This window comes from Mailhella massiliensis, assembly GCF_900155525.1.
In the GTDB taxonomy this organism is placed as follows: domain Bacteria; phylum Desulfobacterota; class Desulfovibrionia; order Desulfovibrionales; family Desulfovibrionaceae; genus Mailhella; species Mailhella massiliensis.
Genome location: NZ_LT706952.1, coordinates 1,182,923 through 1,203,627, shown reverse-complemented (window position 1 = coordinate 1,203,627; position 20,705 = coordinate 1,182,923). Strand labels below are relative to the sequence as shown.

At 61.1% G+C, this 20,705-nt stretch carries 16 protein-coding genes; 4 read left to right on the top strand and 12 right to left on the bottom strand.

Annotated features, from left to right (window positions below; all coding sequences use genetic code 11):
- Positions 1–48: 48 nt before the first annotated feature.
- Entirely contained in the window at positions 49–2,511 is a 2,463-nt protein-coding gene (mdoH, locus tag CZ345_RS15695; RefSeq protein WP_077073992.1) for a glucans biosynthesis glucosyltransferase MdoH, read from the bottom strand.
- A 126-nt stretch (positions 2,512–2,637) separates the two neighbouring features.
- Positions 2,638–4,248, bottom strand: coding sequence for an OpgD/OpgG family glucan biosynthesis protein (locus CZ345_RS15690; RefSeq protein WP_077073991.1), 1,611 nt, complete (start codon positions 4,246–4,248; stop codon positions 2,638–2,640).
- A gap of 292 nt (positions 4,249–4,540) precedes the next feature.
- On the opposite strand from CZ345_RS15690, the gene CZ345_RS15685 reads away from it, so the two are divergent.
- Positions 4,541–5,512, top strand: coding sequence for an ABC transporter ATP-binding protein (locus CZ345_RS15685; protein WP_077073990.1), 972 nt, complete (start codon positions 4,541–4,543; stop codon positions 5,510–5,512).
- An 8-nt stretch (positions 5,513–5,520) separates the two neighbouring features.
- Complete coding sequence (locus CZ345_RS15680; RefSeq protein WP_077073989.1) at positions 5,521–6,669, top strand: ATP-grasp domain-containing protein; 1,149 nt, start codon at positions 5,521–5,523, stop codon at positions 6,667–6,669.
- Positions 6,670–7,028: 359 nt separating this feature from the next.
- On the opposite strand, the gene secF is transcribed toward CZ345_RS15680, so the two are convergent.
- The 3 genes from secF to yajC all read right to left on the bottom strand — a co-directional run bounded on the left by secF (position 7,029) and on the right by yajC (position 10,275).
- Positions 7,029–8,144 (bottom strand): protein translocase subunit SecF, encoded by a 1,116-nt coding sequence (gene secF / locus CZ345_RS15670; RefSeq protein WP_077073987.1) that lies wholly within the window; start codon positions 8,142–8,144, stop codon positions 7,029–7,031.
- A 67-nt stretch (positions 8,145–8,211) separates the two neighbouring features.
- Entirely contained in the window at positions 8,212–9,792 is a 1,581-nt protein-coding gene (gene secD, locus CZ345_RS15665; protein ID WP_077073986.1) for a protein translocase subunit SecD, read from the bottom strand.
- A 117-nt stretch (positions 9,793–9,909) separates the two neighbouring features.
- Positions 9,910–10,275, bottom strand: a complete 366-nt coding sequence (gene yajC / locus CZ345_RS15660; protein ID WP_077073985.1) for a preprotein translocase subunit YajC — start codon at positions 10,273–10,275, stop codon at positions 9,910–9,912.
- 229 nt (positions 10,276–10,504) lie between these two features.
- Here yajC and argB point away from each other — a divergent pair, with 229 nt between their 5' ends.
- Positions 10,505–11,401: an acetylglutamate kinase gene (gene argB / locus CZ345_RS15655; protein WP_077074146.1), complete on the top strand. Its 897-nt coding sequence runs from the start codon at positions 10,505–10,507 to the stop codon at positions 11,399–11,401.
- Positions 11,402–11,474: 73 nt separating this feature from the next.
- Here the strand turns inward: argB and CZ345_RS15650 are convergent, their stop codons facing one another.
- From CZ345_RS15650 to CZ345_RS15630, 5 genes are all read right to left on the bottom strand, one after another.
- Positions 11,475–12,107 (bottom strand): hypothetical protein, encoded by a 633-nt coding sequence (locus tag CZ345_RS15650; protein WP_077073984.1) that lies wholly within the window; start codon positions 12,105–12,107, stop codon positions 11,475–11,477.
- 90 nt (positions 12,108–12,197) lie between these two features.
- The gene (thiC, locus tag CZ345_RS15645; RefSeq protein WP_077073983.1) at positions 12,198–13,517 is read right to left on the bottom strand and encodes a phosphomethylpyrimidine synthase ThiC; all 1,320 of its coding nucleotides are present in this window, start codon (positions 13,515–13,517) and stop codon (positions 12,198–12,200) included.
- A gap of 60 nt (positions 13,518–13,577) precedes the next feature.
- Complete coding sequence (locus tag CZ345_RS15640; protein WP_077073982.1) at positions 13,578–15,281, bottom strand: glutamine--tRNA ligase/YqeY domain fusion protein; 1,704 nt, start codon at positions 15,279–15,281, stop codon at positions 13,578–13,580.
- A gap of 303 nt (positions 15,282–15,584) precedes the next feature.
- A complete protein-coding gene (locus tag CZ345_RS15635) occupies positions 15,585–16,151 on the bottom strand; it encodes a flavodoxin family protein (protein ID WP_077073981.1) in 567 nt (188 codons plus the stop codon).
- 119 nt (positions 16,152–16,270) lie between these two features.
- Positions 16,271–16,930, bottom strand: coding sequence for a TetR/AcrR family transcriptional regulator (locus tag CZ345_RS15630; protein ID WP_077073980.1), 660 nt, complete (start codon positions 16,928–16,930; stop codon positions 16,271–16,273).
- Between the two features lie 155 nt (positions 16,931–17,085).
- Between CZ345_RS15630 and CZ345_RS15625 the strand changes: the two genes are divergently transcribed.
- Entirely contained in the window at positions 17,086–17,994 is a 909-nt protein-coding gene (locus CZ345_RS15625) for a 1,4-dihydroxy-2-naphthoate polyprenyltransferase (protein ID WP_077073979.1), read from the top strand.
- 83 nt (positions 17,995–18,077) lie between these two features.
- Here the strand turns inward: CZ345_RS15625 and CZ345_RS15620 are convergent, their stop codons facing one another.
- Both CZ345_RS15620 and CZ345_RS15615 read right to left on the bottom strand, forming a co-directional pair.
- Positions 18,078–18,809, bottom strand: a complete 732-nt coding sequence (locus CZ345_RS15620) for a sulfite exporter TauE/SafE family protein (RefSeq protein WP_077073978.1) — start codon at positions 18,807–18,809, stop codon at positions 18,078–18,080.
- A 196-nt stretch (positions 18,810–19,005) separates the two neighbouring features.
- On the bottom strand, positions 19,006–20,508 hold the full coding sequence (locus CZ345_RS15615; protein WP_077073977.1) for an APC family permease: 1,503 nt from the start codon (positions 20,506–20,508) through the stop codon (positions 19,006–19,008).
- Positions 20,509–20,705: the final 197 nt, after the last annotated feature.

The following is a 20,705-nucleotide window of genomic DNA, read 5'->3' as shown; positions in this document are numbered from 1 at the left end:
AAGGTCCGGGGAAGCATTTCCCCGGACCTTTTCTGTCTGATGACGAGGTCAGTTCTGAGCTACGCCCCAGTCGCGTCCCTTTTCGGGATTGAGCTGCCACACCTTCTTGTGCAGTTCGTGCAGCAGTCGCGGGTCCATGAGCAGGGCGGACTTTTCCTGTTTGGAAAGGCCGAAGGGGCCCTTGTCCAGAGCCTTGGCCAGCAGGGAGCGGCGCATTTTTTCCCGGGTTTCCCCTATGGGGCGTTCCCATGTGCGGCGACGGATGAGCGCGATGTGCAGCGCATGTACGCGGGGAATGACCACAGCGCGCGTGAAGCCGCGGGAAGACGCGATGGTGAAGGGGGAGTAGCGGTCGGGTCGGGCGAGTTCCGTGTGCATGTCGGCCTGTTCCGGCTCTTCCCTGAGCTCCGAGGAGGTGACGAACAGCCCCATGCGGCGGGCGGCCAGACCCCAGCTTACACGGCTTGTGAATACCGAAAGGGGGATGGACAGGGCCAGCCCCACGGCGATGGGCGAGAACCACCAGAAAAAGCCGGGATTGATGAGCCACATGAGTCCGCCCCAGAGAATGCCGATGAGCGTGCCCCACCAGTGGAATCGTATGGCGTCGCCCCAGCTCGTGCCCATGTCGCTGCGGTTCTGCGTATTCCACGATACCTTCCAGCCGAGCAGCGTGGTGACCACGAAGAAGCTGTGGAAGAGCATACGCACGGGGGCGAGCAGGGTGGAAATGAGAACTTCCGCAAGAACGCTCATGCACATGCTTCCCGTACCGCCGAAGTTCTTCGCTCCGCCCTTGCGGAGGGTGAGGATGATGGCGAAGATCTTGGGCATGAACAGCATGATGCAGGTGCTGCCGAGCAGCAGCAGCGCCCATTTGGGGTACCATGTGGGCCAGATGGGGAAGAGCGTGGGCGAGTTCGGGAAGTAGGTGGGCGGAATGAAGGCTTCCGTCACGGCCTGAATGGAGCTGAATACCAGGAAGAAGAACCACAAAAGCGCCGAGGCGTAGGACATGATGCCGTTGATGAACAGGGCGCGGTGCGTGGGGAAGATGCCGCCGGAGAAGATGAGGCGGCTGTGCTGGAGGTTGCCCTGGCACCAGCGGCGGTCGCGGATGAGTTCGTCGATGAGGGATGGCGGCGTTTCTTCCCAGGAACCGTCGAGATCATAGGCCAGCCATACGCCGTAACCCGCGCGGCGCATGAGCGCCGATTCCACGAAGTCGTGGCTCAGAATGTCGCCTGCGAGAGGGCCGCGGCCGGGCAGGGTGGGAAGCTGGCAGTGACGGATGAAGGGTTCCACGCGGATGATGGCGTTGTGTCCCCAGTACTGGGCGTCGCCGAGCAGCCAGAAATGCAGCCCGGTGGCGAACACGGGGCCGTAGAGGTGGTTGGCGAACTGCTGCACGCGGGCTACGAGGCTGTTCATGTTCACGGCGAGCGGAGGAGTCTGTATCATGCCCATTTCCGGGTGCAGCTCCATGGATTTCACCATGCGTACCATGGTGCTGCCGCGCATGACGCTGTCGGCGTCGAACACGATCATGTACTTGTACTGCGCGCCCCAGCGGCGGCAGAAGTCGGCCACGTTGCCGCTTTTGCGCTTGGTGTTGTTGCGCCTGCGGCGGTAGAAGATATGCTCGAAGCACCGTTCTTTGCGGCAGAACTCGTACCAGGCCTCTTCTTCCGCCACCCATGCGTCGGGGCTGGTGGAATCGCTCAGAATGAAGATGTCGAATTTGTCGCTTTCGCCCGTGCGGACCAGGGAATGCCAGGTGGCGGCTATGCCGGCCATGTACCTGTGAGGATCTTCGTTATACACGGGGAAGAGAATGGCCGTGCGCGACTCTTTGGGAATTTCCACCTCGTCGCATCCTCTGGTGGGGGTGAAGCGGTCGACCTTGCGGGAAAGCACCCAGCAGCCCGCCACGCACATCCAGAATCCTATGGAAATCCAGCCGAACAGGATGGCGAAGAGCACGGCGGTCACGATTTTGACGGCTTCCACGCCCTGCTGCGGCAGTATGCTGTACATGAGATAGGCGCCGATGACTGCGGGCACGAGAATCAGCGTCATGAGCAGGCTGCGGCGGCGGCCCGCCACGCGTTCCCATTCCATCTGACGACGCTGGCGTTCCGCACTGTCCTTCCAGGAGGCGCGTTCCTTGATGCCGGAAGGGAAGATGCGGAAAAGACGGCTCAGCGTCTTTTTGAAAATGCTTATCCAGGGCGTGCGGTCCAGTTCCTCCGCAAGCATGGAGCTGCGGGTCATGCCCGGAGCGGACATGAGGTGGGGGGCGTCGTCGCCGGGAATGAGTTCACGGCCTTTTTCCGCCAGAATGGCGTGCAGGCATACGAGGGCTTCCTCGTAGTCGGGGTGGTCGGAGGAGCAGCGTTTCAGGCTTTCCAGGGCAAGTTCCACACTTTCCCTGGGAGAAAGATTCAGGCCGCGCGCGTAGAGCAGTATGCGGTCACGAACGCGGAAATCCATATCCTGATAGGAATTCATACGAAGACCTTTGGCTGGAGGTTGCGGGCCGCCGGGAGAAATGGCGGAAGAAGGCCTGTTCCGGCCTTTTGGCATGTCCCGGAAGAAAAGGCCCCGGCGCTGCGCCGGAGGCCTTGTGCGGTCAGGCTACTGGGGCTGGAGCTGCCAGTCGTATATCCAGGTTTCGGTAATGGGGTCGGGGAGGTTTTCCCCCTTCTTGAGCAGAGCGCGGAAACGAAGATTGACGGGGCCCTTGCGCGCGGCCATGAGGCTCTGTATCACGCCTTCCTCCTTGGGCAGACGGACGGTGAACGTCAGTCTCCAGCCGTTGCTTGCATCGTTGCGGATGAGCTTCTTTTCCAGAAGCGGAATGGGCTCGGGCGTTTCCACGATGCTGGCAAGACCCGTATCTTCCGGCAGGGTGGCCAGTTCTCCGCCGGCGAAGTCCACATGGAAGGTCATGGTGTCGCCGCTGCGGGAAATGCGGGTGGAAGTCACCTGGCCGAGTTCATGACTCGTGCTCTGCGGAGGCATCCAGTACAGCTTCCAGGAATACATCTGCGTGTCGGGGTAACGCAGTTCCGCTTCGGGCTGATCGGGCTTGTTCTTGTCGCGCGGCTTGTCGGGCGTCCAGAATGCCACGATGTTGTCGTGCATTTCGTCGTCGGTGGGAATTTCCACAAGGTTCAGGGTGCCGGGGCCCCAGTCGCCTTCCGGTTCCACCCACAGGGAGGGACGCTGTTCATATTTTGCGTCGATGTCCTGATAGCTCTTGAAGTCGAAGTCGCGCTGCATGAGACCGAAGCCCCTGGGGTTGGACAGCGGGAAGGTGTTCACGCTGAGGCGCTTGGGATTGGCGAGGGGGCTCCAGAACCAGTGCTTGTCGCCGTTCACATAGAGCAGGCCGTCGGAATTGTGGACTTCCGGGCGGTAGTCGCCGGGCCGGCCGTTCTTCTCTTCTCCGTAGAAGAACATGCTGGTGAGCGGGGCAAGCCCTATTTTCTGGAAGTTCTTGGCGTCCTTGCGGGTGAAGAGCGCACACTTGACCTCCATCACGGTGGGAGAGCCGGGCGTGATGATGAAGCGGTAGGCCCCGGCCATGCTCGGGCTGTCCATGAGGGCGTAGATGGTGATGCTTGCCGCATCAGCCTCGGGTTTTACGATCCAGAATTCTCTGAAGTACGGGAATTCCTCACCCTGAGCCGTGGCTGTGTCGAGCGCAAGGCCGCGGGAATAGATGCCGTAACGGGTGCCCTGGGCCAGCGCACGGAAATAGGAGGCCCCGAGGAAGATGGCGAGCTCGTCCTTGTAGTCGGCGCGGTTGAGCGGATAATGCAGGCGCAGGCCCGCAAAGTTCATGCTCTTCGTTTGCGCCACCTGTTTGGAGAGCTCTTCACTGCCGTACTGGAAGAGCGAGGTGTCGAAGGAAATGTCCTCCACGCCGTCGCTGTTGACGACATGCATACGCACGGGCATGTCGTAGTACAGGCCGGGATGGAAGAACTGCACGGTGAAGGGCAGGCCCTCCTCGGCCCAGAGCGCCTTTTCCGGCAGGTAGCGGATGGAGCTCCATTCGTCGTAGTTCAGCTTGGTAAGGAACTCGGGCGCGGGGGTGGCAGGTACATAGGCCGTGCCCGCAAGATCCTGTGCCCTGGCCTGCACGTCGGCAAAGGTGAAGGGTTCCGAGGCGCCTGCGGGAAGGGGTTCCGCAAAGAGGGCGGCCAGCAGACAGAAGGAAATGATCATGCGGTGAAACATAGGAAGCAACTCCCTGAGGATTGGGGATTCTCTATCCATGACAACGTCAGAGACCGGCAGTAGAAAAAAGCGCCTCGGCATACACGGCCCGGGCTGCCTGCGGAGGCGGGCAGGTCGTTTCGGCCGGGCGGGACATATACGGGACGCATGTTGAGCTTCTTCTTCCCTCCCTACTTAAAGCCGGAATGGTTCTATGTCCAGAGATTTTATCCGCTTGCGGCACGGGGAAGCCTAAGGTAGGATATCTGCCCGAAACGGAAGTTTTCTTTTTTCACGATACTGAAGGTCACCTATGGATGCATTGCTGGAACTTGTGCAGGTAAGCCGGGAATTTTCCGTGCGCAGAGGCTTTTTCGACCCGCGTCCGGCGAGCGTCAGGGCCGTGGACAGGGTGAGCCTTTCGCTGTATCCCGGGCGGACGCTGGGCCTTGTGGGAGAATCCGGCTGCGGCAAGTCCACGCTGGCGCGCATGGCTGTGGGGCTTCTGCCTCCTTCTTCCGGCGAGGTGCTGCTTTCCGGCCGTCCCCTCGGGGAATGGACGGCTTCCGAAAGGGCAAGCCGCATTCAGATGGTGTTTCAGGATCCGTTTTCTTCGCTGGACCCCCGCCAGACGGTGGGCGCGGCCGTTGCGGAACCGCTCGTGCTTGCGGCGAAGGCTTCGGGGCATCCTCTTTCCCGTGCGGAAAGTCGCGCACGCGTGGGGGATATCCTTTCCCGCGTGGGGCTTCAGCCGGAACATATCGACAGGTATCCCCATGAATTTTCCGGCGGTCAGCGGCAGCGCATCGCCGTGGCGAGAGCCGTGGTGGCCGGGCCGCGGGCGCTGGTGTGCGATGAGCCCGTTTCGGCTCTGGATGCTTCGGTACAGGCGCAGGTTCTGAATCTTCTGAAGGACATGCAGGAAAACATGGGCCTTGCCTACCTGTTCATTTCCCACGATCTCGGTGTGATAGGCTTCATGAGCGATGACGTGGCCGTCATGTATCTGGGGCGCGTGGTGGAAACGGCCGCCTGCAGCGAGCTTTTCGCCCATGCCGCCCACCCCTATACCGAAGCGCTCATGGCCGCCGCGCCTTCGCGCGATCCGTCGCGCAGGGGGCGGGGCACGCTTCTTTCCGGCGAGATGCCGAGCCCGCTTTCCCCTCCCCGGGGCTGCGCCTTTCATCCCCGCTGCCCCCATGCCGGACCGCGGTGCAGGGAGGAGGAACCTCCTCTTGTTTTCGTCAACCAAGGGCATGCCGTGCGCTGCCATTTTCCGTTGTGAGGATATGCATGATCATTCTCGACAAACAGTATGTGTCCCGGGAGCTGAAGGAATATCTGAGCGAAAGCCGCGTTCCCGTGCTGCGTAACGAGGCCGCGCTTGCCGCCGCTCCCGAGGGAACCTTCCATCTGGTTTCCGATGAGGAGGCCGACGCGCTGCTCGCTCAGGGCGAGCGCATCTACACCACCTGCGAGAACTCCCTTTCGTGGGTGCTCCGCCATTCGCCGGACAGGGGGCTGCAGAAGGGCATAGCCCTCTGCAAGGACAAGGCAGCCTTCCGCCGTATGCTTGCGAAGATCTATCCCGATTTTCTGTTCCGCGAAGTGGCCGCCGAAGAGCTTGCGGACATTGATTTTCATGAACTGAAGACCCCCTTCATTCTGAAGCCTTCCGTGGGGTTCTTCAGCGTGGGGGTGTACACCATCTTCAGCGAACAGGACTGGAAGAACGCTCTGGAGGACATCCGCCGTCATTCCTGCGACTGGAAGAAGCAGTATGATGAAAGCGTGGTGGCCAATACCCGTTTTCTGCTGGAGCAGTACATCGGCGGAGAGGAATACGCCGTGGACTTCTATTACGACGGCGAGGGCAAGGCCGTCATCGTGAACATCTTCCATCACGAATTCGCCTCCGCCGACGATGTGAGCGACCGCCTGTACTGCTCCGGCGCATCCATCATCCGGGAACATCTTCAGCCCTTCACGGATTTCTTCAACCGCATGAATGAAGAGATGGGGGCGCGCAACCTTCCCATCCATCTGGAACTTCGCGTGGACAACGGCAGGATCATCCCCATCGAGGCCAATCCCCTGCGTTTTGCGGGCTGGTGCCTCACCGATCTTTCCCTGCACGCCTACGGCTTCCGCACCTATGATTACTTCCTGAACGATATCCGTCCCGACTGGGACAGCCTGCTGAAGGGCAGGGAAGAGAACATCTATTCCTTCATCGTGCTCAATCCCCCTGCGAGCCTGAAGAGCGGGGACGTGTTCCATTACGACAGGCTCTGCGCCTCCTTCGGCAAGGTGCTGGAACTGCGTCCCATCGACTACCACACCGGGCCGGTGTTCGGCTTCCTGTTTACCGAGACGAAGGCTTCGGACAGGGCGGAACTCGACCATATTCTGAGAAGCGACCTGACGGAATACCTGAACTAGCATATTCCTGACCGGGCGCGTGTTGCGGAACTTCCGAAAGGGGGTTCCGCTTCTTTATCCCTGTTTCATGCCGGAAGGCGGGGCTGTACACGGTGCGCGGCCGTGCCGGAGGAGAGGGCAGGGAACAGGCTGCGGGCGTGACGCCCGGCGTTTTTTGGGGGCTGATTTCGGGCGGCGTCGTTTCCTGCATAATAAGAAAAGGCTTTTTGCGGGAAAGCATCTGGAGGGAGAAAGCGGCCGGAGAAAGGCGAGGGAACGACGGTCTGCCGGAGGCATGTTCTCTTCCTCCGGGCGGAGACAGAAAAAAGCCCCCGCTTCCTTCCCGGAAGCGGGGGCTTTTCAGGCAGTGATTGCGGAACCTACACGATGCCGTGTTCGCCGGGGCGTTCGTAGTCGTTCTTCTGGTTGGTCTTGGCGTGGTAGAGATCCACGTCGCCGAAGGCGATGAGGATGGGGGAAGCCACGAAGATGGAGGAGAAGGTACCGAAAATGATGCCCAGGGTGATGGTGAGGGCGAAGTCGTGAATGACGTTGCCGCCGAGCAGGTACAGCGAGAAGCTGGCCACGAGCGTGGTGGCGGAGGTCATGATGGTACGCGAGAGCGTCTGGTTCACGGACTTGTTGATGATGGTGCCCATGGTGGGTTTGGGATGGGCGTCGGCAGGCACGGCGCGCAGGTTTTCACGGATGCGGTCGTACACGACGATGGTGTCGTTGATGGAGTAGCCCACCAGGGTGAGCAGGGCGGCGATGACGTTGAGGTCGATTTCCACGCCCATGAGGGTGAGCAGGCCCAGCGTGACGATGATGTCGTGGATGAGCGCGAGGATGGCGCCGAGGGCGAAGTTGAGCTTGAGCTTCCAGCAGCTGATGATGGTGATGACCATGCCTATGGCCACGCCCCAGAGCCGGTTGAAGTCGAGATAGGAAGCCCCGTACACCGCGCCCCAGAGCACGAGGGCCATGGCGCCGGCCATGAACCAGCTGTATTCGAAGCGGCCGGAGATGTAGACGGTGATGAGCAGAACGGCGTAGAACAGGGCTTCGATGGCCATGTTGCGCAGGTCGTTGCCCACCTTGGGGCCGACGGATTCCAGGCGCTGAATGCTGGAGGGGTTGTCGGGAATGCTGGCGCTGAGTGCGGAGGAAACCTGTTCGCGCAGATCCTGATTTTCCGCCGCAGGCATGGAGAAGCGCAGCAGGTAGTCGCGGTTTTCGGTATCCACCTGCTGTACGGTGAGCCCGGGCAGATCCACATCCTTGAGAGCGGTTTTCACCTGTTCGTCGGGAATGGGCTGGGCGAACTCTATCTGCACCATGACGCCGCCGGCGAAGTCCACGCCGTAGCGCAGGCCGCCGTTCCAGATGATGGCGAAGAGGCCGAGGATGATGAAGAAGCCGGAAATGCTGAAGGCTATGCGGCGGAAGCCCACAAAGTCGATGTTGGTCTGACGGGAAAGAATTGCGAATGCCATGAAGAGGCCCTCTTATTCTGGAGCGTTTGTCGTTGAGGCGCGGGCGCGCCCGCGGCAGACGTTTGCCCTAGATGCTGATTTTCTGACTGGCGGAGCGGGATACCCATGATTCGAAGATGGCGCGCGAAACGAAGACGGCCGTGAACATGGATGCCAGAATACCCAGCGACAGCGTGACGGCGAAGCCGCGCACGGGACCCGTGCCGAACTGGTACAGGATGGCGGCCGTGATGAGCGTCGTCAGGTTCGAGTCGATGATGGAGATACTGGCTCTGCTGAAGCCCGCTTTGACGGCTTCCATGGCGGACATGCCGTTTTTGATTTCTTCCCTGATGCGTTCGAAGATAAGCACGTTGGCGTCCACCGACATGCCTATGGTGAGCACGATGCCCGCGATGCCGGGCAGGGTGAGCGTGGCGCCGAAGAACGTCATGCCGGCGAGAAGAATGGTGATGGTGAAGCAGAGCATGAGGTCGGCGATGAGCCCGGAAAGCCCGTAGTACAGGGGCATGACGAGCACCACGGCGGCCGCGCCCACAAGAGAGGCCTTGATGCCGCTGTTGATGGATTCCTTGCCCAGAGAAGGCCCGACCGTACGTTCTTCCAGCACGGAAACAGGGGTGGGCAGGGAACCGGCGCGCAGCACGATGGCGAGGTCCTGCGCTTCTTCGGTGGTGAAGTTGCCGGTGATGGAGGCCTTGCCGCCGGCGATGCGGTCCTGAATGACGGGGGCGGAATAGACCTTGCCGTCCAGCACGATGGCCATGCGCTTTTTGATGTTTTCGCCGGTGATGCGCTCAAAGTTGTTCGCGCCGCGGTTGTTGAATTCCAGGGCCACATAGGCCTGGCCGAATTCGTTGAAGGCGGGGCGGGCGTTGGTGATGTCCTCGCCGCCCATGAGGGCCTGCGTGTCCAGCAGAATGGTGCTTTCGCTCTGCGTGCCGTTCGGGCCCTTGATGATGAGCGGATAGCGCGCCGTGCCCGGGGGCAGCATGATGGCGGAGGGATCCACGTCGTCGCGCACGATGTGGAATTCCAGATGCGCGGTCTGGCCGATGATCTGGATGGCGCGCTCGGCGTCGGTCATGCCGGGAAGCTGCACCTGCACCTGGTTGTCCGACTGCTTGCGGATATCGGGTTCGGCCACGCCGAACTGGTCGATACGGTTGCGGATGGTGCGCACCACCTGTTCCATGGTCATGTCTTCCGTCTGCTTGCGGGCTTCGGCGGAAAGTTCGAAGACGTAGACGCGGCCGGAGGCGGTCTCGTCGGAGCTGACCTGATGCAGGCTGGGGAACCATTTGCCGATCATGGCGTCGAAGGAGGAGGCCTGGTCGGCGCGGGGAAGCGTCACTTCAAGCAGCCCGCCGGAATTGAGACGGGGCTTCATGACGGTGATCTTTTCCTGCTTGGCGCGGTCGCTGATGTCCTGACCGGTGACCGTCAGCGTATTCTGTATGGCCTTTTCCACATCCACGCCCAGGGTGAGGTTCATGCCGCCCTTGAGGTCCAGACCGAGACTGATGCGGTCCTGCATGAACGTGCCCAAGGCGGAATTGCCGATGAAGGGAATATTGGGCAGGGCGTACGCGAGCACCACAATAAGCACGATGAAGGAGACGGCCAGGCGCAAACGCAGAGCTTTCATGGGGGTATCCTTGAAAAACAATAATAGAATCAGACCTTATGGCCGAACATAATACAAAGCCCCACGCCTCCCTGCATGAAGGAGGCGTGGAAGCGGAAAATGCGGAGTTCCGAAACCTTACTTGCTTTCGGCAGGAGCGGCTTCGGCCGTCTTGTTGATGGCCTTGGGGTCATAGGTGCCGCTCACGAAACCGCGCGGCATACGGACCTTGGTTTCACCGAGGTCGATCACGAGGATGTCGCCTTCCAGGTCCACGATGCGGCCGAGCAGACCGCCGGAGGTGATGACGTAGGAACCCTTGCCCAGGGATTCGATCATGGCCTTGTGTTCCTTGTTGCGCTTCTGCTGGGGACGGATCAGCAGGAAGTAGAACACGGCGAACATGAGCAGAAGAGGAACCAGAGAGGCGAAGGCGCCCATGGGGCCGCTCTGAGCGGCGGCGCCGCCCGCGTTGCCGGCGGCGTAGGCAATGGAAGTGAACATAAATTCTCCAGAGTTGATTTTGCGGAAAGTGTCCGCGTCATTGACCCCACCTTCTTAACCTGTTGCGCCTTTTTACGCAATGGTTTAAGCGCCCGCAGGCGGGGAGACGGCCATTCTTTTTGGCTTTCGGCCTTCCCGGAAAGGGGCTGGACATTCGCCCGGATTGCGGGAACTATGGCCGCTGTAACCATGAAGGCCGGGCCTTCCCGGCAAAGGAGCATATATGGCCATGTCAGCCGATCCTGTGGAACAGGCCCGCCTGCAGTCGCGGGTGCTTATCGAGAGCCTGCCCTATCTGCGCGAATATCATGGGAAAACCGTGGTAGTGAAGTACGGCGGCCACGCCATGACCGAGGAAAGCCTCAAGCTCTCCTTCGCCCGCAACATCAGCCTGCTCAAGCTCGTGGGCATACACCCCGTGGTGGTGCACGGCGGCGGCCCGCAGATCAACGAAATGCTGGGCAAGCTGGAAATCAAGTCGGAATTCCGTCAGGGGCACCGCGTCACCGACAAGGCCACCATGGATGTGGTGGAAATGGTGCTGGTGGGTTCGGTGAACAAGAGCGTGGTGAATCTCATCAACAAGACCGGGGCCCGCGCCGTGGGGCTTTCCGGCAAGGACGGTATGCTGCTTGAAGCCCGCAAGCTCGCCATGACCATCAGCCACGGCGAACAGCAGCCGCCGGAAATCATCGACCTCGGCAATGTGGGCGAGGTCACGGGGGTGAACGTGCAGCTTCTGCGCTCGCTCATCAACGACGATTTCGTGCCCGTCATCGCCCCCGTGGGCGTGGATGAGGACGGCAATACCTACAACATCAACGCCGACTCCGTGGCCGGCGCCGTGGCCGGCGCGCTCAAGGCCCGTCGCCTGCTCATGCTCACCGACGTGGCGGGCATTCTGGACAAGCAGGGCAACCTCATCGAACACATCGACTCCGCCGACGCCGGGCGTCTGCTTGCCGACGGCACCCTTACCGGCGGCATGATTCCCAAGATCAACTGCTGCATGAACGCCATACGCCAGGGCGTGGACAAGGTGACCATCGTGGACGGCCGCGTGGAGAACTGCCTCCTTCTGGAGCTTCTCACCGACCAGGGCGTGGGTACGGAAATCGTGAAGTAGCTGCGGGGCTCTTCCCGCTATAGAGGAAAAAGGCGGCTCAGGCCGCCTTTTTTCGTCTTGCCGGGGGCGGGCGTTACCGGTCCCGCGCCTCTTCGGCAACGCTTTTTATTTTTTTTATGAAGTTCTTTCCGTTCCAGAGGTAGTAGACGGCGTTGTCCGTCTTCAGGTCGCAGGGAATGCCGTCGGAGGTGAAGGATGGCAGAGCTTCCAGCCCCATGCCGAAGACGCAGAAGGTGCAGCTTGCCGAAAGGCGGCCCGGAAGATCCCGTCCGGGCCGGAAAAAATCGGCGCTCGGCGGTTCCGGCGGCAGCGGAAGCGGCGCGGCGTGGCCGCCGCTGCTTATGTACCACAGCTCGGAAATGCATTCTCCGGCATCGTCTTCGGTGCGGAAGGCCGCCACTGCTCCCTTTTCCGAACGGAACAGGCGAAGGCATACCCGGGAAAGCCCGTCCGCAGACTCGAGGCGCAGAACGTCCCTTCCGCTTTCCGTCATGATCCACTGCGGACTGATGCCCTCCGCCGCGAGCAGTTCCTTTTCCTCCTCATCCATGGGAAAGCGCGTATTGTCGAAGATTTCCGTGGGGATGAGGGCAAAGGTCTGGCGGGCGTTCAGCACTTTTCCGCCTTTTTCTCCGGCATGAGTCTCCGCGCTGAAAAGGGGCATCATCAGCATGAGCATCAGTATGACGGCCGTTTTCTTGCACATGGTCTTTCCTTCCGGCACAAAGGCCGCATCGGGTGACGCGGCCTTTTCGGAAAAGGCGCGGCCCGGAGGCCGCGCCTGGGATGCGTTTCTTTACTTGCGGTGATGCTGACAGTGGGAAGGAACGACGGCCGCGGGGTTGCCCTCGCGCATCATGCGCACGGCGCAGAAGTTGCCGCACATGGCGCAGGCTTCCTCGTTCTTGTGGGGTTCGCGGCGCTTGTCCAGAAGTTCCGGGTCGATGGCGATCTCACGCATGGCATCCCAGTCGAGTTCCATGCGGGCCTTGGACATGCGGGCTTCCCTGGCCCTGGCCCGGGGCGTGCCCAGGGCGTTTTCACCGGCCTGCGCCGCTACGCGGGAGGCCATGACGCCCTGCTTCACATCATCTTCGTCGGGCAGAGTGAGGTGCTCGGCAGGGGTGAGGTAGCAGAGAAAATCCACGCCCGCGCGCACGGCAAGCGCGCCGCCGATGGCGCCGGAAATGTGGTCGTAGCCGGGCGTGACATCCGTAACCAGCGGTCCGAGCACATAGAGGGGAGCGCCGTTCGTCAGTCTCTTGATGCTCACGATCTGGGCTTCCACTTCGTTCAGGCTCACATGGCCGGGACCTTCGATCATGCACTGCACGCCCTTTTCCAGGCCGCGTTTGGCGAGCTGGCCGAGCATGATGACTTCCATCCACTGGGCGGCGTCGCCGGCGTCGCTGTTGGCTCCGGGACGCAGGCCGTCGCCGAGAGAGAGGGTGACGTTATAGCGCAGGGCTATCTCGAGCAGCCGGTCGAATTCGGTGAGCAGGGGGTTTTCCTTGTCGTTGCGCAGCATCCAGCGGGAAAGAATGCTGCCGCCGCGGGAAACGATGCCCATGGTACGGCCGCCCTTCGCGCCCCATTCCGCGCCCTGACGGGTGAGCCCGCAGTGCAGCGTCATGAAGTCCACGCCCTGTTCGGCCTGCTTTTCCACATCGGCAAAGATGACTTCGGGATCGATGGTGGCGGGGTCTTCCCCCCTGTCGATGTAGATCTGCGCCACGCCGTACATGGGTACGGTGCCGAGCGGGGCGGGGCAGGCTTCCAGCATCTGACGGCGGATATCGTCCAGATCTCCCGCGATGGAAAGATCCATGATGGTGTCGGCTCCCGCGTTCAGCGCGATGTTCAGCTTGCGCATCTCGCCCTTCACGCTGCAGTGGAAGGGAGAGGTGCCGATATTGGCGTTGACCTTCACGCGGGCGGGCTGACCCACCAGAATGGGCCTTACGTTCTGATGGTTGGGGTTGCCGAGCAGCACCATGGTGCCCGCTTCTATGGCGGAGCGTATCTGCTCCTCCGTAAGCCCTTCTTCTTCGCACAGGCGTGCCTTATGCTGCTCGAACAGCTGGGCCAGAGCCTGGTTCTTTTCAAAAATGGACATCGTGCCTCCTTAAGGGCTGTCCGTTCTTCCGGTTGGGGCGGCCGGAGCGCGCCCCGGCGTTTACTGCTTCTTTTCTATCTTCGCCCAGGAGTCCTTGAGCGTCACGGTGCGGTTGAACACGGGCTTTTCCGGCGTACCGTCGGGATCGGCGCAGAAGTAGCCCACGCGTTCGAACTGCACATGACTGCCTGCGGGGAGCGTGGCCAGGTAGGGTTCGGCCATGGCCGTGATCACCTTTTCGGAATCGGGGTTGAAGTAATCGAGGAAGGTCTTGCCCTCCTCAACGTCGCTGTCGCTTTCCGTGGTGAACATCTGTTCATAGAGGCGCACTTCCGTGGGCACGGCATGGCGTGCGCTCACCCAGTGCAGGGTGCCCTTGACCTTGCGGCCGTCGGGACTGGAGCCGCCGCGGGAAGAGGGATCGTGCGTGCAGTGAAGTTCCACGATGTTGCCTTCCGCGTCTTTGATGACCTCGGTGCAGGTGATGTAGTAGGCGTAACGCAGACGCACCTCGGCGCCCGGGGCGAGGCGGAAGTACTTCTTGGGCGGATCTTCGCGGAAGTCGTCGCGGTCGATGTAGATTTCGCGGCAGAAGGGCACCTTGCGACTGCCGAAGGAGGCGTCTTCGGGGTGCAGAGGCTGCTCGAATTCCTCCACCTGATCTTCGGGGTAGTCGGTGATGATGACCTTTATGGGGTCGAGCACGGCCATGCAGCGGGGCGTGACGGCGTTCAGGTGTTCGCGGCAGCAGAATTCCAGCAGGCTGTAATGCACCACGGAATCGGCGGAACGGGCGATGCCGATGCGCGAGCAGAAATCGCGGATGGCTTCGGGCGTGTAGCCGCGGCGGCGCAGACCGGAAATGGTGGGCATACGCGGGTCGTCCCAGCCGCGCACATAGCCTTCCTTCACGAGCTGGATGAGCTTGCGTTTGGAAAGCACGGTATAGGTGAGCTGAAGGCGGGCAAATTCTATCTGCTGGGAATGATAGACGCCGAGGGTGTCCAGCACCCAGTCGTACAGTTCGCGGTTGTTGTCGAATTCCAGCGTGCAGATGGAGTGGGTGATACCTTCGATGGAGTCGGAAAGGCAGTGCGTGAAGTCGTACATCGGGTAGATGCACCACTTGTCGCCCGTGCGGTGATGGGAGGCGTGCCGGATACGGTAGATGGTGGGGTCGCGCATGATGACGTTGGGCGATGCCATGTCGATCTTGGCGCGGAGCACATACTTGCCGTCTTCGAATTCCCCGGCCTTCATGCGGCGGAACAGGTCGAGACTCTCTTCGGCCGGGCGGTCACGCCAGGGGCTCGGCGTGCCGGGCCTGGTGAGCGTGCCGCGGTATTCGCGTATTTCGTCGGCGGAAAGCTCGTCCACATAGGCCTTGCCCATCATGATGAGCTTTTCGGCGTATTCATAAAGCTGATCGAAGTAGTCGGAGGCGTAATGCACCTCGCCCGCCCACTCGAAGCCCAGCCAGCGTACATCCTGCTGGATGGAATCGACGTATTCGGTGTCTTCCTTCACGGGGTTGGTGTCGTCGAAGCGCAGGTTGCACAGGCCGCCGTATTCCTTCGCCAGGCCGAAATTGATGCAGATGGACTTGGCGTGGCCTATATGCAGGTATCCGTTGGGTTCGGGAGGAAAGCGCGTATGCACGCGTCCGTCGAAGCGTCCGGTGAGATTGTCCTGGTTGATGCGGGCGCGGAGAAAATCGGTGCCCTGGGGGCGTTCCGCTTCAGGGGCGGGGATGTTCTGGCTCATGGGGGCCTCATGCGTTTTGCCGCTGCGCGTTCAGGGCGCGCCGGGCGGCGTTGGAGCGGCGTTTTCGCCGCGTATCCTGAATGACTGACGGCTGAAAAGAATACCTTTGTCGGGAAGGAAGGTCAATTCATCAGGGGAGGCCGGGGCCGGACGGGACAAGGGGGAGAGGCTTTCCGGCCTGCAGGGAACATTCCCTGTTGCCTTAGGCGGAAGACAAGGCCGCGCCTTTCGCTCAGCACGAAAGGCGCGGCTTTGTCGCGGCCCGGGTCATCGGAGGAAGACCGGCCGGTTTCCGGCAGGTCTTCAGCTCAGGGACGCGCCGAGTTCCCGGGCCTGCCTGAGGGCCGGATGTCCGCCGTTTTTGAGAATGTCGCCTGTCTGGAATACACCTCCTGCCAGAACCGTGCCGAGGTCGTGCCAGCCGAGCCGGGCAAGAAGGGCGTGATAATAGTCAAGCACGGGCTTCCCGTTGTCCGGCGAATCGCCTTCCGCAGCCATGAGAAGCACGCAGTCCTTGTGCGGATTGCGGTACCGGTCGTCGAGTTCCGCCACGGCGAAAAGTCGGTCGAAGGCGGCCTTGAGCTGGGAGGTGAAGCCCCAGTAATACATGGGCGAGGCCAGAACCACGATGTCGGCTTCCCGGTAGGCGGGGTAGATGAGGGCCATGTCGTCCTTCTGTACGCAGGGGCTCGCCGCATCTTTGCCGCCCTTCATGCAGCCGAGGCAGCCGTGTATGTTCATGCCCTGAAGGTTGAACCGGGTGACGCTGTGGCCCGCGCCCGCCGCCCCTTCCGTGAAGGTGTCGCAGAGGGCGGAGGGGTTGCCGTTTCTGCGCGGACTGCCGTTGAGAATGATGATGTTCCGTTTCATGAGCATTCCTCCCTTTGGATATGAAAAATCTGTATCGATTGCTATAAAAATAGTCAATATATTTTTATCAATCGATACAAAAATATTTCCCAAGGGAAAAACCGGATGATGAAGGTGGGTTACTCGGAGGAATCAGGGAGCTGTTTCAGGTGTTTGCGCCATTTCGGCAGCATGCGTACGGCATAGGAGGCCATGGCTTCCATTTCCTTGACGCTCATGCCGCTCTGGGCCTGAAGGGACATCCCTTCCAGAAAGGTGTTGAAGGCGCAGGCCAGGCTTTCAGGGGAGGTATCCGCCGGGAGCTGCCCCTCATCCACGGCCTGCCGTATTTTCCGGGCGAACATGTCCCTGGTTTCCTGGCGTCTTTTGCGCAGATCCTGAATGATGTCCGTTTCTTCTTCAGAGATGTTCACGGCCGCGAGCACCACCATGCAGCCGCAGGGAGTGTCGGGGGAAAGCAGAATGCGGGCCGCTTCGGCGAAGAAATCGTGCACGGCAAGGTAGAAGTTCTTTTCTTCCAGAAACCTGCGGGAAGGAGGCAGCCAGTATTTCTCTTCGTAGAAGGCCACGGCTTCGAGAAAAAGCCCGGCCTTGTTGCCGAAGGCGGCATAGAGGCTCGGCGCGTTGATGCCCATGGCCGAGCACAGTTCGGAAATGGAGGCGGGCTCGTAGCCGCGCCGCCAGAAGATGTCCAGCGCCTTGAGAAGGGCCGCGTCCTTGTCGAAACTGCGGGGGCGGCCCTTGCCGCGCGGGGTCGTGTTGCCGGATGCTGCCGCCATGAGAAGCCTTTGTAAAGGTTGTCCGCCTTCGCGGAGGGGAATGCGGAGACGGAGGAAGTTTTCTTTTCTTTGCCTGTGAGATGCGCTATTCTGCCCTCGCCCCCGAGGGGGCGTCAAGATGACATCATGCGGCGTGTCCGCGGGAGAGTGGCGATATGGAACATGAAGTTCGCAGGGATTCGTTGTATGCGTGGGTGCTGGCGACAAGGCCGAAAACTCTCGCGGCGGCGCTTTCGCCCGTGCTTGTAGGCTGTTCTCTGGCCGTATGGGCGGGCGTGTTCCGTCCTGTTCCGGCCCTGTTGTGTATGCTTTTTGCCGTACTCATGCAGATAGCGTCGAACTTCATCAACGATGTAAGCGACTTTGAGCAGGGCAACGACAGGGAGGACCGCCTCGGCCCCCGCCGTGCCTGTGCGCAGGGCTGGATATCGCCGAAAAAGATGAAAGCCGGTATCGCCGTCGACCTTGCGCTCGCCCTCTGCGCGGGGCTTCCTCTCGCGTGGTACGGCGGCTGGAGTATGCTGGGCGTGGCCCTTGTATGCCTTGTGTGCGCCTACCTGTATTCCGCAGGGCCGTACCCTCTGGCGGCGCACGGCTGGGGCGACGTGATGGTGCTGGTGTTCTTCGGGCTTGTGGCCGTGGGGTTCACCTACTATGTGCAGGCCGGAGCATGGTCGCCGCAGGCCACGCTTGCGGGGCTTGCGGTGGGGGTGTGCATCAATCTGCTGCTCACCATCAACAATTTCCGCGACCGTGACCAGGACCGGATTTCGGGCAAGAAAACGCTCATCGCCCGTTTCGGCGCGGAATTCGGCCTGCGCTACTATCTGGCGCAGGGCGGGTTCGCCTGTGCCTTCGCGCTCTGCCTCATGCCTCACGGTCTGTTCTGGGCCGGACTGCTGCCTCTTCTTTTCCTGCCGTTGCATTACCGGGTATGGAGCATGATGTCGTCGATATACGAAGGCCGTGCCCTCAACCGCTGCCTCGGCCTTACTTCCCGCAATATTCTCGTGTTCAGCGCGCTTCTTGCTGCGGGGCTGCTGCTGGATGCGGTGCTGAAGTAACTGCGGAAGGATGCATATTTCCGGGCCCGGGAAGTTTTTCCGGGCTTTTTTTTTGCCTTGCGTTTTTCATTCCCGTAGTCTGTTCAGGAAAGGGCCTGACACAGGCATACAAGCCCGGCAAGAGCAATGACGATCATGAGCGCGCGGCGGAACAGGTCCACGCGTATGCGCTTCACCACAGGGAAGGCGCATACCGCGCCGAGCACGCAGGCGGGGATGCCGTACACGGCATAGTGTACGACCTCGGCCGTATAGAGTCCCGCCTTTGCCTGAAGCGCGCAGGCAAAAAGGCTGCGGATGAGGAAGAAGATGCCGAGCGTGCCGAGGACTTCGCGCGGTTCCCAGCCCCGGTAGAGGGCATAGGCTCCTGCGGGAGGGCCGTCGAAGGAGGTGGCCGTTCCGAGAAGGCCTGCGCCGAAGCCCGCCGCGCTTCCGATAATCCAGGAATCCTTTTTCCGTTCCCCGGCTCTGGCCGTGCGCTGCCACCAGACATAGAAGATCAGCAGAAGCCCCACCGTTCCTTGAAGCACGGCTTCAGGAAGCATCTGCAGCAGGGCCAGCCCCGCCACGGAACCGGGAAGGGCGCCGAGCAGCAGCGGCCACAGCGCCGGTACGCGGCAGTGCCGGAAGTAGAGAAAGGCAAGGCTGCCGTCCATGGCCGCGTTCAGAATGCAGCTTAAGGGAATGACTTCATGCATGGGGATGAACAGGGCGGCCACGGGAACGGCGACCATGGCGCCGCCTATGCCCGTGACTCCGGAAACGAAGCCCCCGGTGAACCAGCATAAAAAAACGATGAGGGCGTTGATGTCCATGCTTTCCTCCAGAAAGGGGGGAACCTGCGGGAATGAGGCGCGAAGGAAGGGATCCGCCTTTTTGTCCGCCTGGGCGGAGCGTGAAGGGAGCGTACCGCGGAAGAATATGCTTTTCCATACGGAACCGGCCTTTCCCGGGCGCTCGGGAAAAGCCGGCGGAGGGGGGAAGCCCCGGCCCGGAGGCCGGGGAAGTGCGTCAGACCTGAAGCTGTTTTTCAGGGCTGTCGGCAGGGGAAGATTTATGGAACAGCACCGGAATGTCGGCCCCGCCGAGGATATTGCGGGAAAGTTCTTCCGTGGGGAGGGAACTCCACACCTTTTTGTTGGAGTAGTAGAAGATGAGGCCGAGTATCACCCACAGAGCCAGCACGCAGCGGGGCGCGAAGGAGATGTAGGCGGGGGAACCGGGGGTGAGCAGCAGCACCAGGGTGAGGATGGAGCAGATGGTACCCATGACGCAGCAGAACAGGCCGAGATTTCTGCCGGAGGCGTTGCCGCTGTTCAGGATGGCGCGGCGGGCGACGAGGCAGGTGAAGAGATAGCCTATGCCGGTGCCCACGGAGCTCATGTCCACGGTCCAGCCCACGGCGGAGCGGCCGGCAAAGGGCGTGAACAGGGCGAGAACGGCGGTGAAGAGAATGGCGTTGTAGGGGGTGTGATAGGTGGGGTGGATGCGGCCGAACCATTCGGGCAGGATGCGGCCGCGGCTCATGGCGAGAAGCAGGCGGCTTGCGGCGACGAAGAAGCCGTTGATGCCGGTGCACACCGCGCCGAACACGGCGCAGGCCAGGATGACGGAACCGAACTTGCCGAAAGCCAGCGTGGCCACATAGCCGGTGGCCCAGGCATGGCCGCCTGCGTTGCGCATTTCTTCCATCTTGGCAAGCAGTTCGGGGTAGGGGATGGCGATGGCCACGCCCAGCATGACCATGGCGTAGAGCATCATGCCCACGAAGATGGAAACGACCATGATGTTGCGGCAGCGGCCGGGATCGAAGGCGAATTCCTCGGAAGCCTGCGGCACGGTGTCGAATCCCACGAAGAGGAAGGGGGAAAGGGCGAATATGCTGAGTATGCAGGCGGCCTGCGACTTGTTTTCCGCAAAGAGGGGCACGAGGTTGCCGATGTCTGCGGTTTCCAGGGTGTTGGCGCCGAAGAAGAAGGCCACGATGCCGAAGGTGAGCATGAAGGCAAGGATGAGCTGCAGCTTGCCCGCCATGCCTACGCTGCGGTAGTTGAGCAGGCCGAAAACAATGGTGCCTGCCGTCATGAGCAGCACTTCGCCCATGTAGACCTTCCAGCCGGCGATGGTGTAAAGCTCGCCGAACTCAAACACGCCGGGGAAAAGGAAGCGGAAGATAAGCGAGAGCGCCGCAATGTCGATCATGACGATGGCGACATAGCCGATGACCAGCGCCCAGCCGCAGATGAAGGATGCCGTGGGGCCGAAACCTATGTAGGCATAGGTGAAGGCTCCGCCCGCCACGGGGGCGTATTTGACCATGTAGCTGTAGCATACTCCCACAAAGGAAATGAGGATGGCTCCGGCAAGGAAGCCGAGCAGCGTGCCGAGGGGACCGGCCGAAGGAAGAAAGAGGTCGCCCGGAAGAACGAAGCAGCCCCAACCGACGATGGAACCCAGCGCGAGAGCGCAGACCTGCATGGGGGACAGGGATTTCTGGAGTTTCGCTTCTGACATGATATTGCCCTTGAATGAAAGGTGGGAACAGAATGTTCAGGCATGGGAAATTCTGTTCGGATACTCCCCGGGGGAGCGGACATTGAGGACGGACAAGCAAGCGGCCTTCTTTGCGATGGCCAGAACGGAAAATGTGATTTGCGGAACATGAAAAAGCAAAAAACATGCCAAAACTCCATCAGAGAGGAAAATTTTGC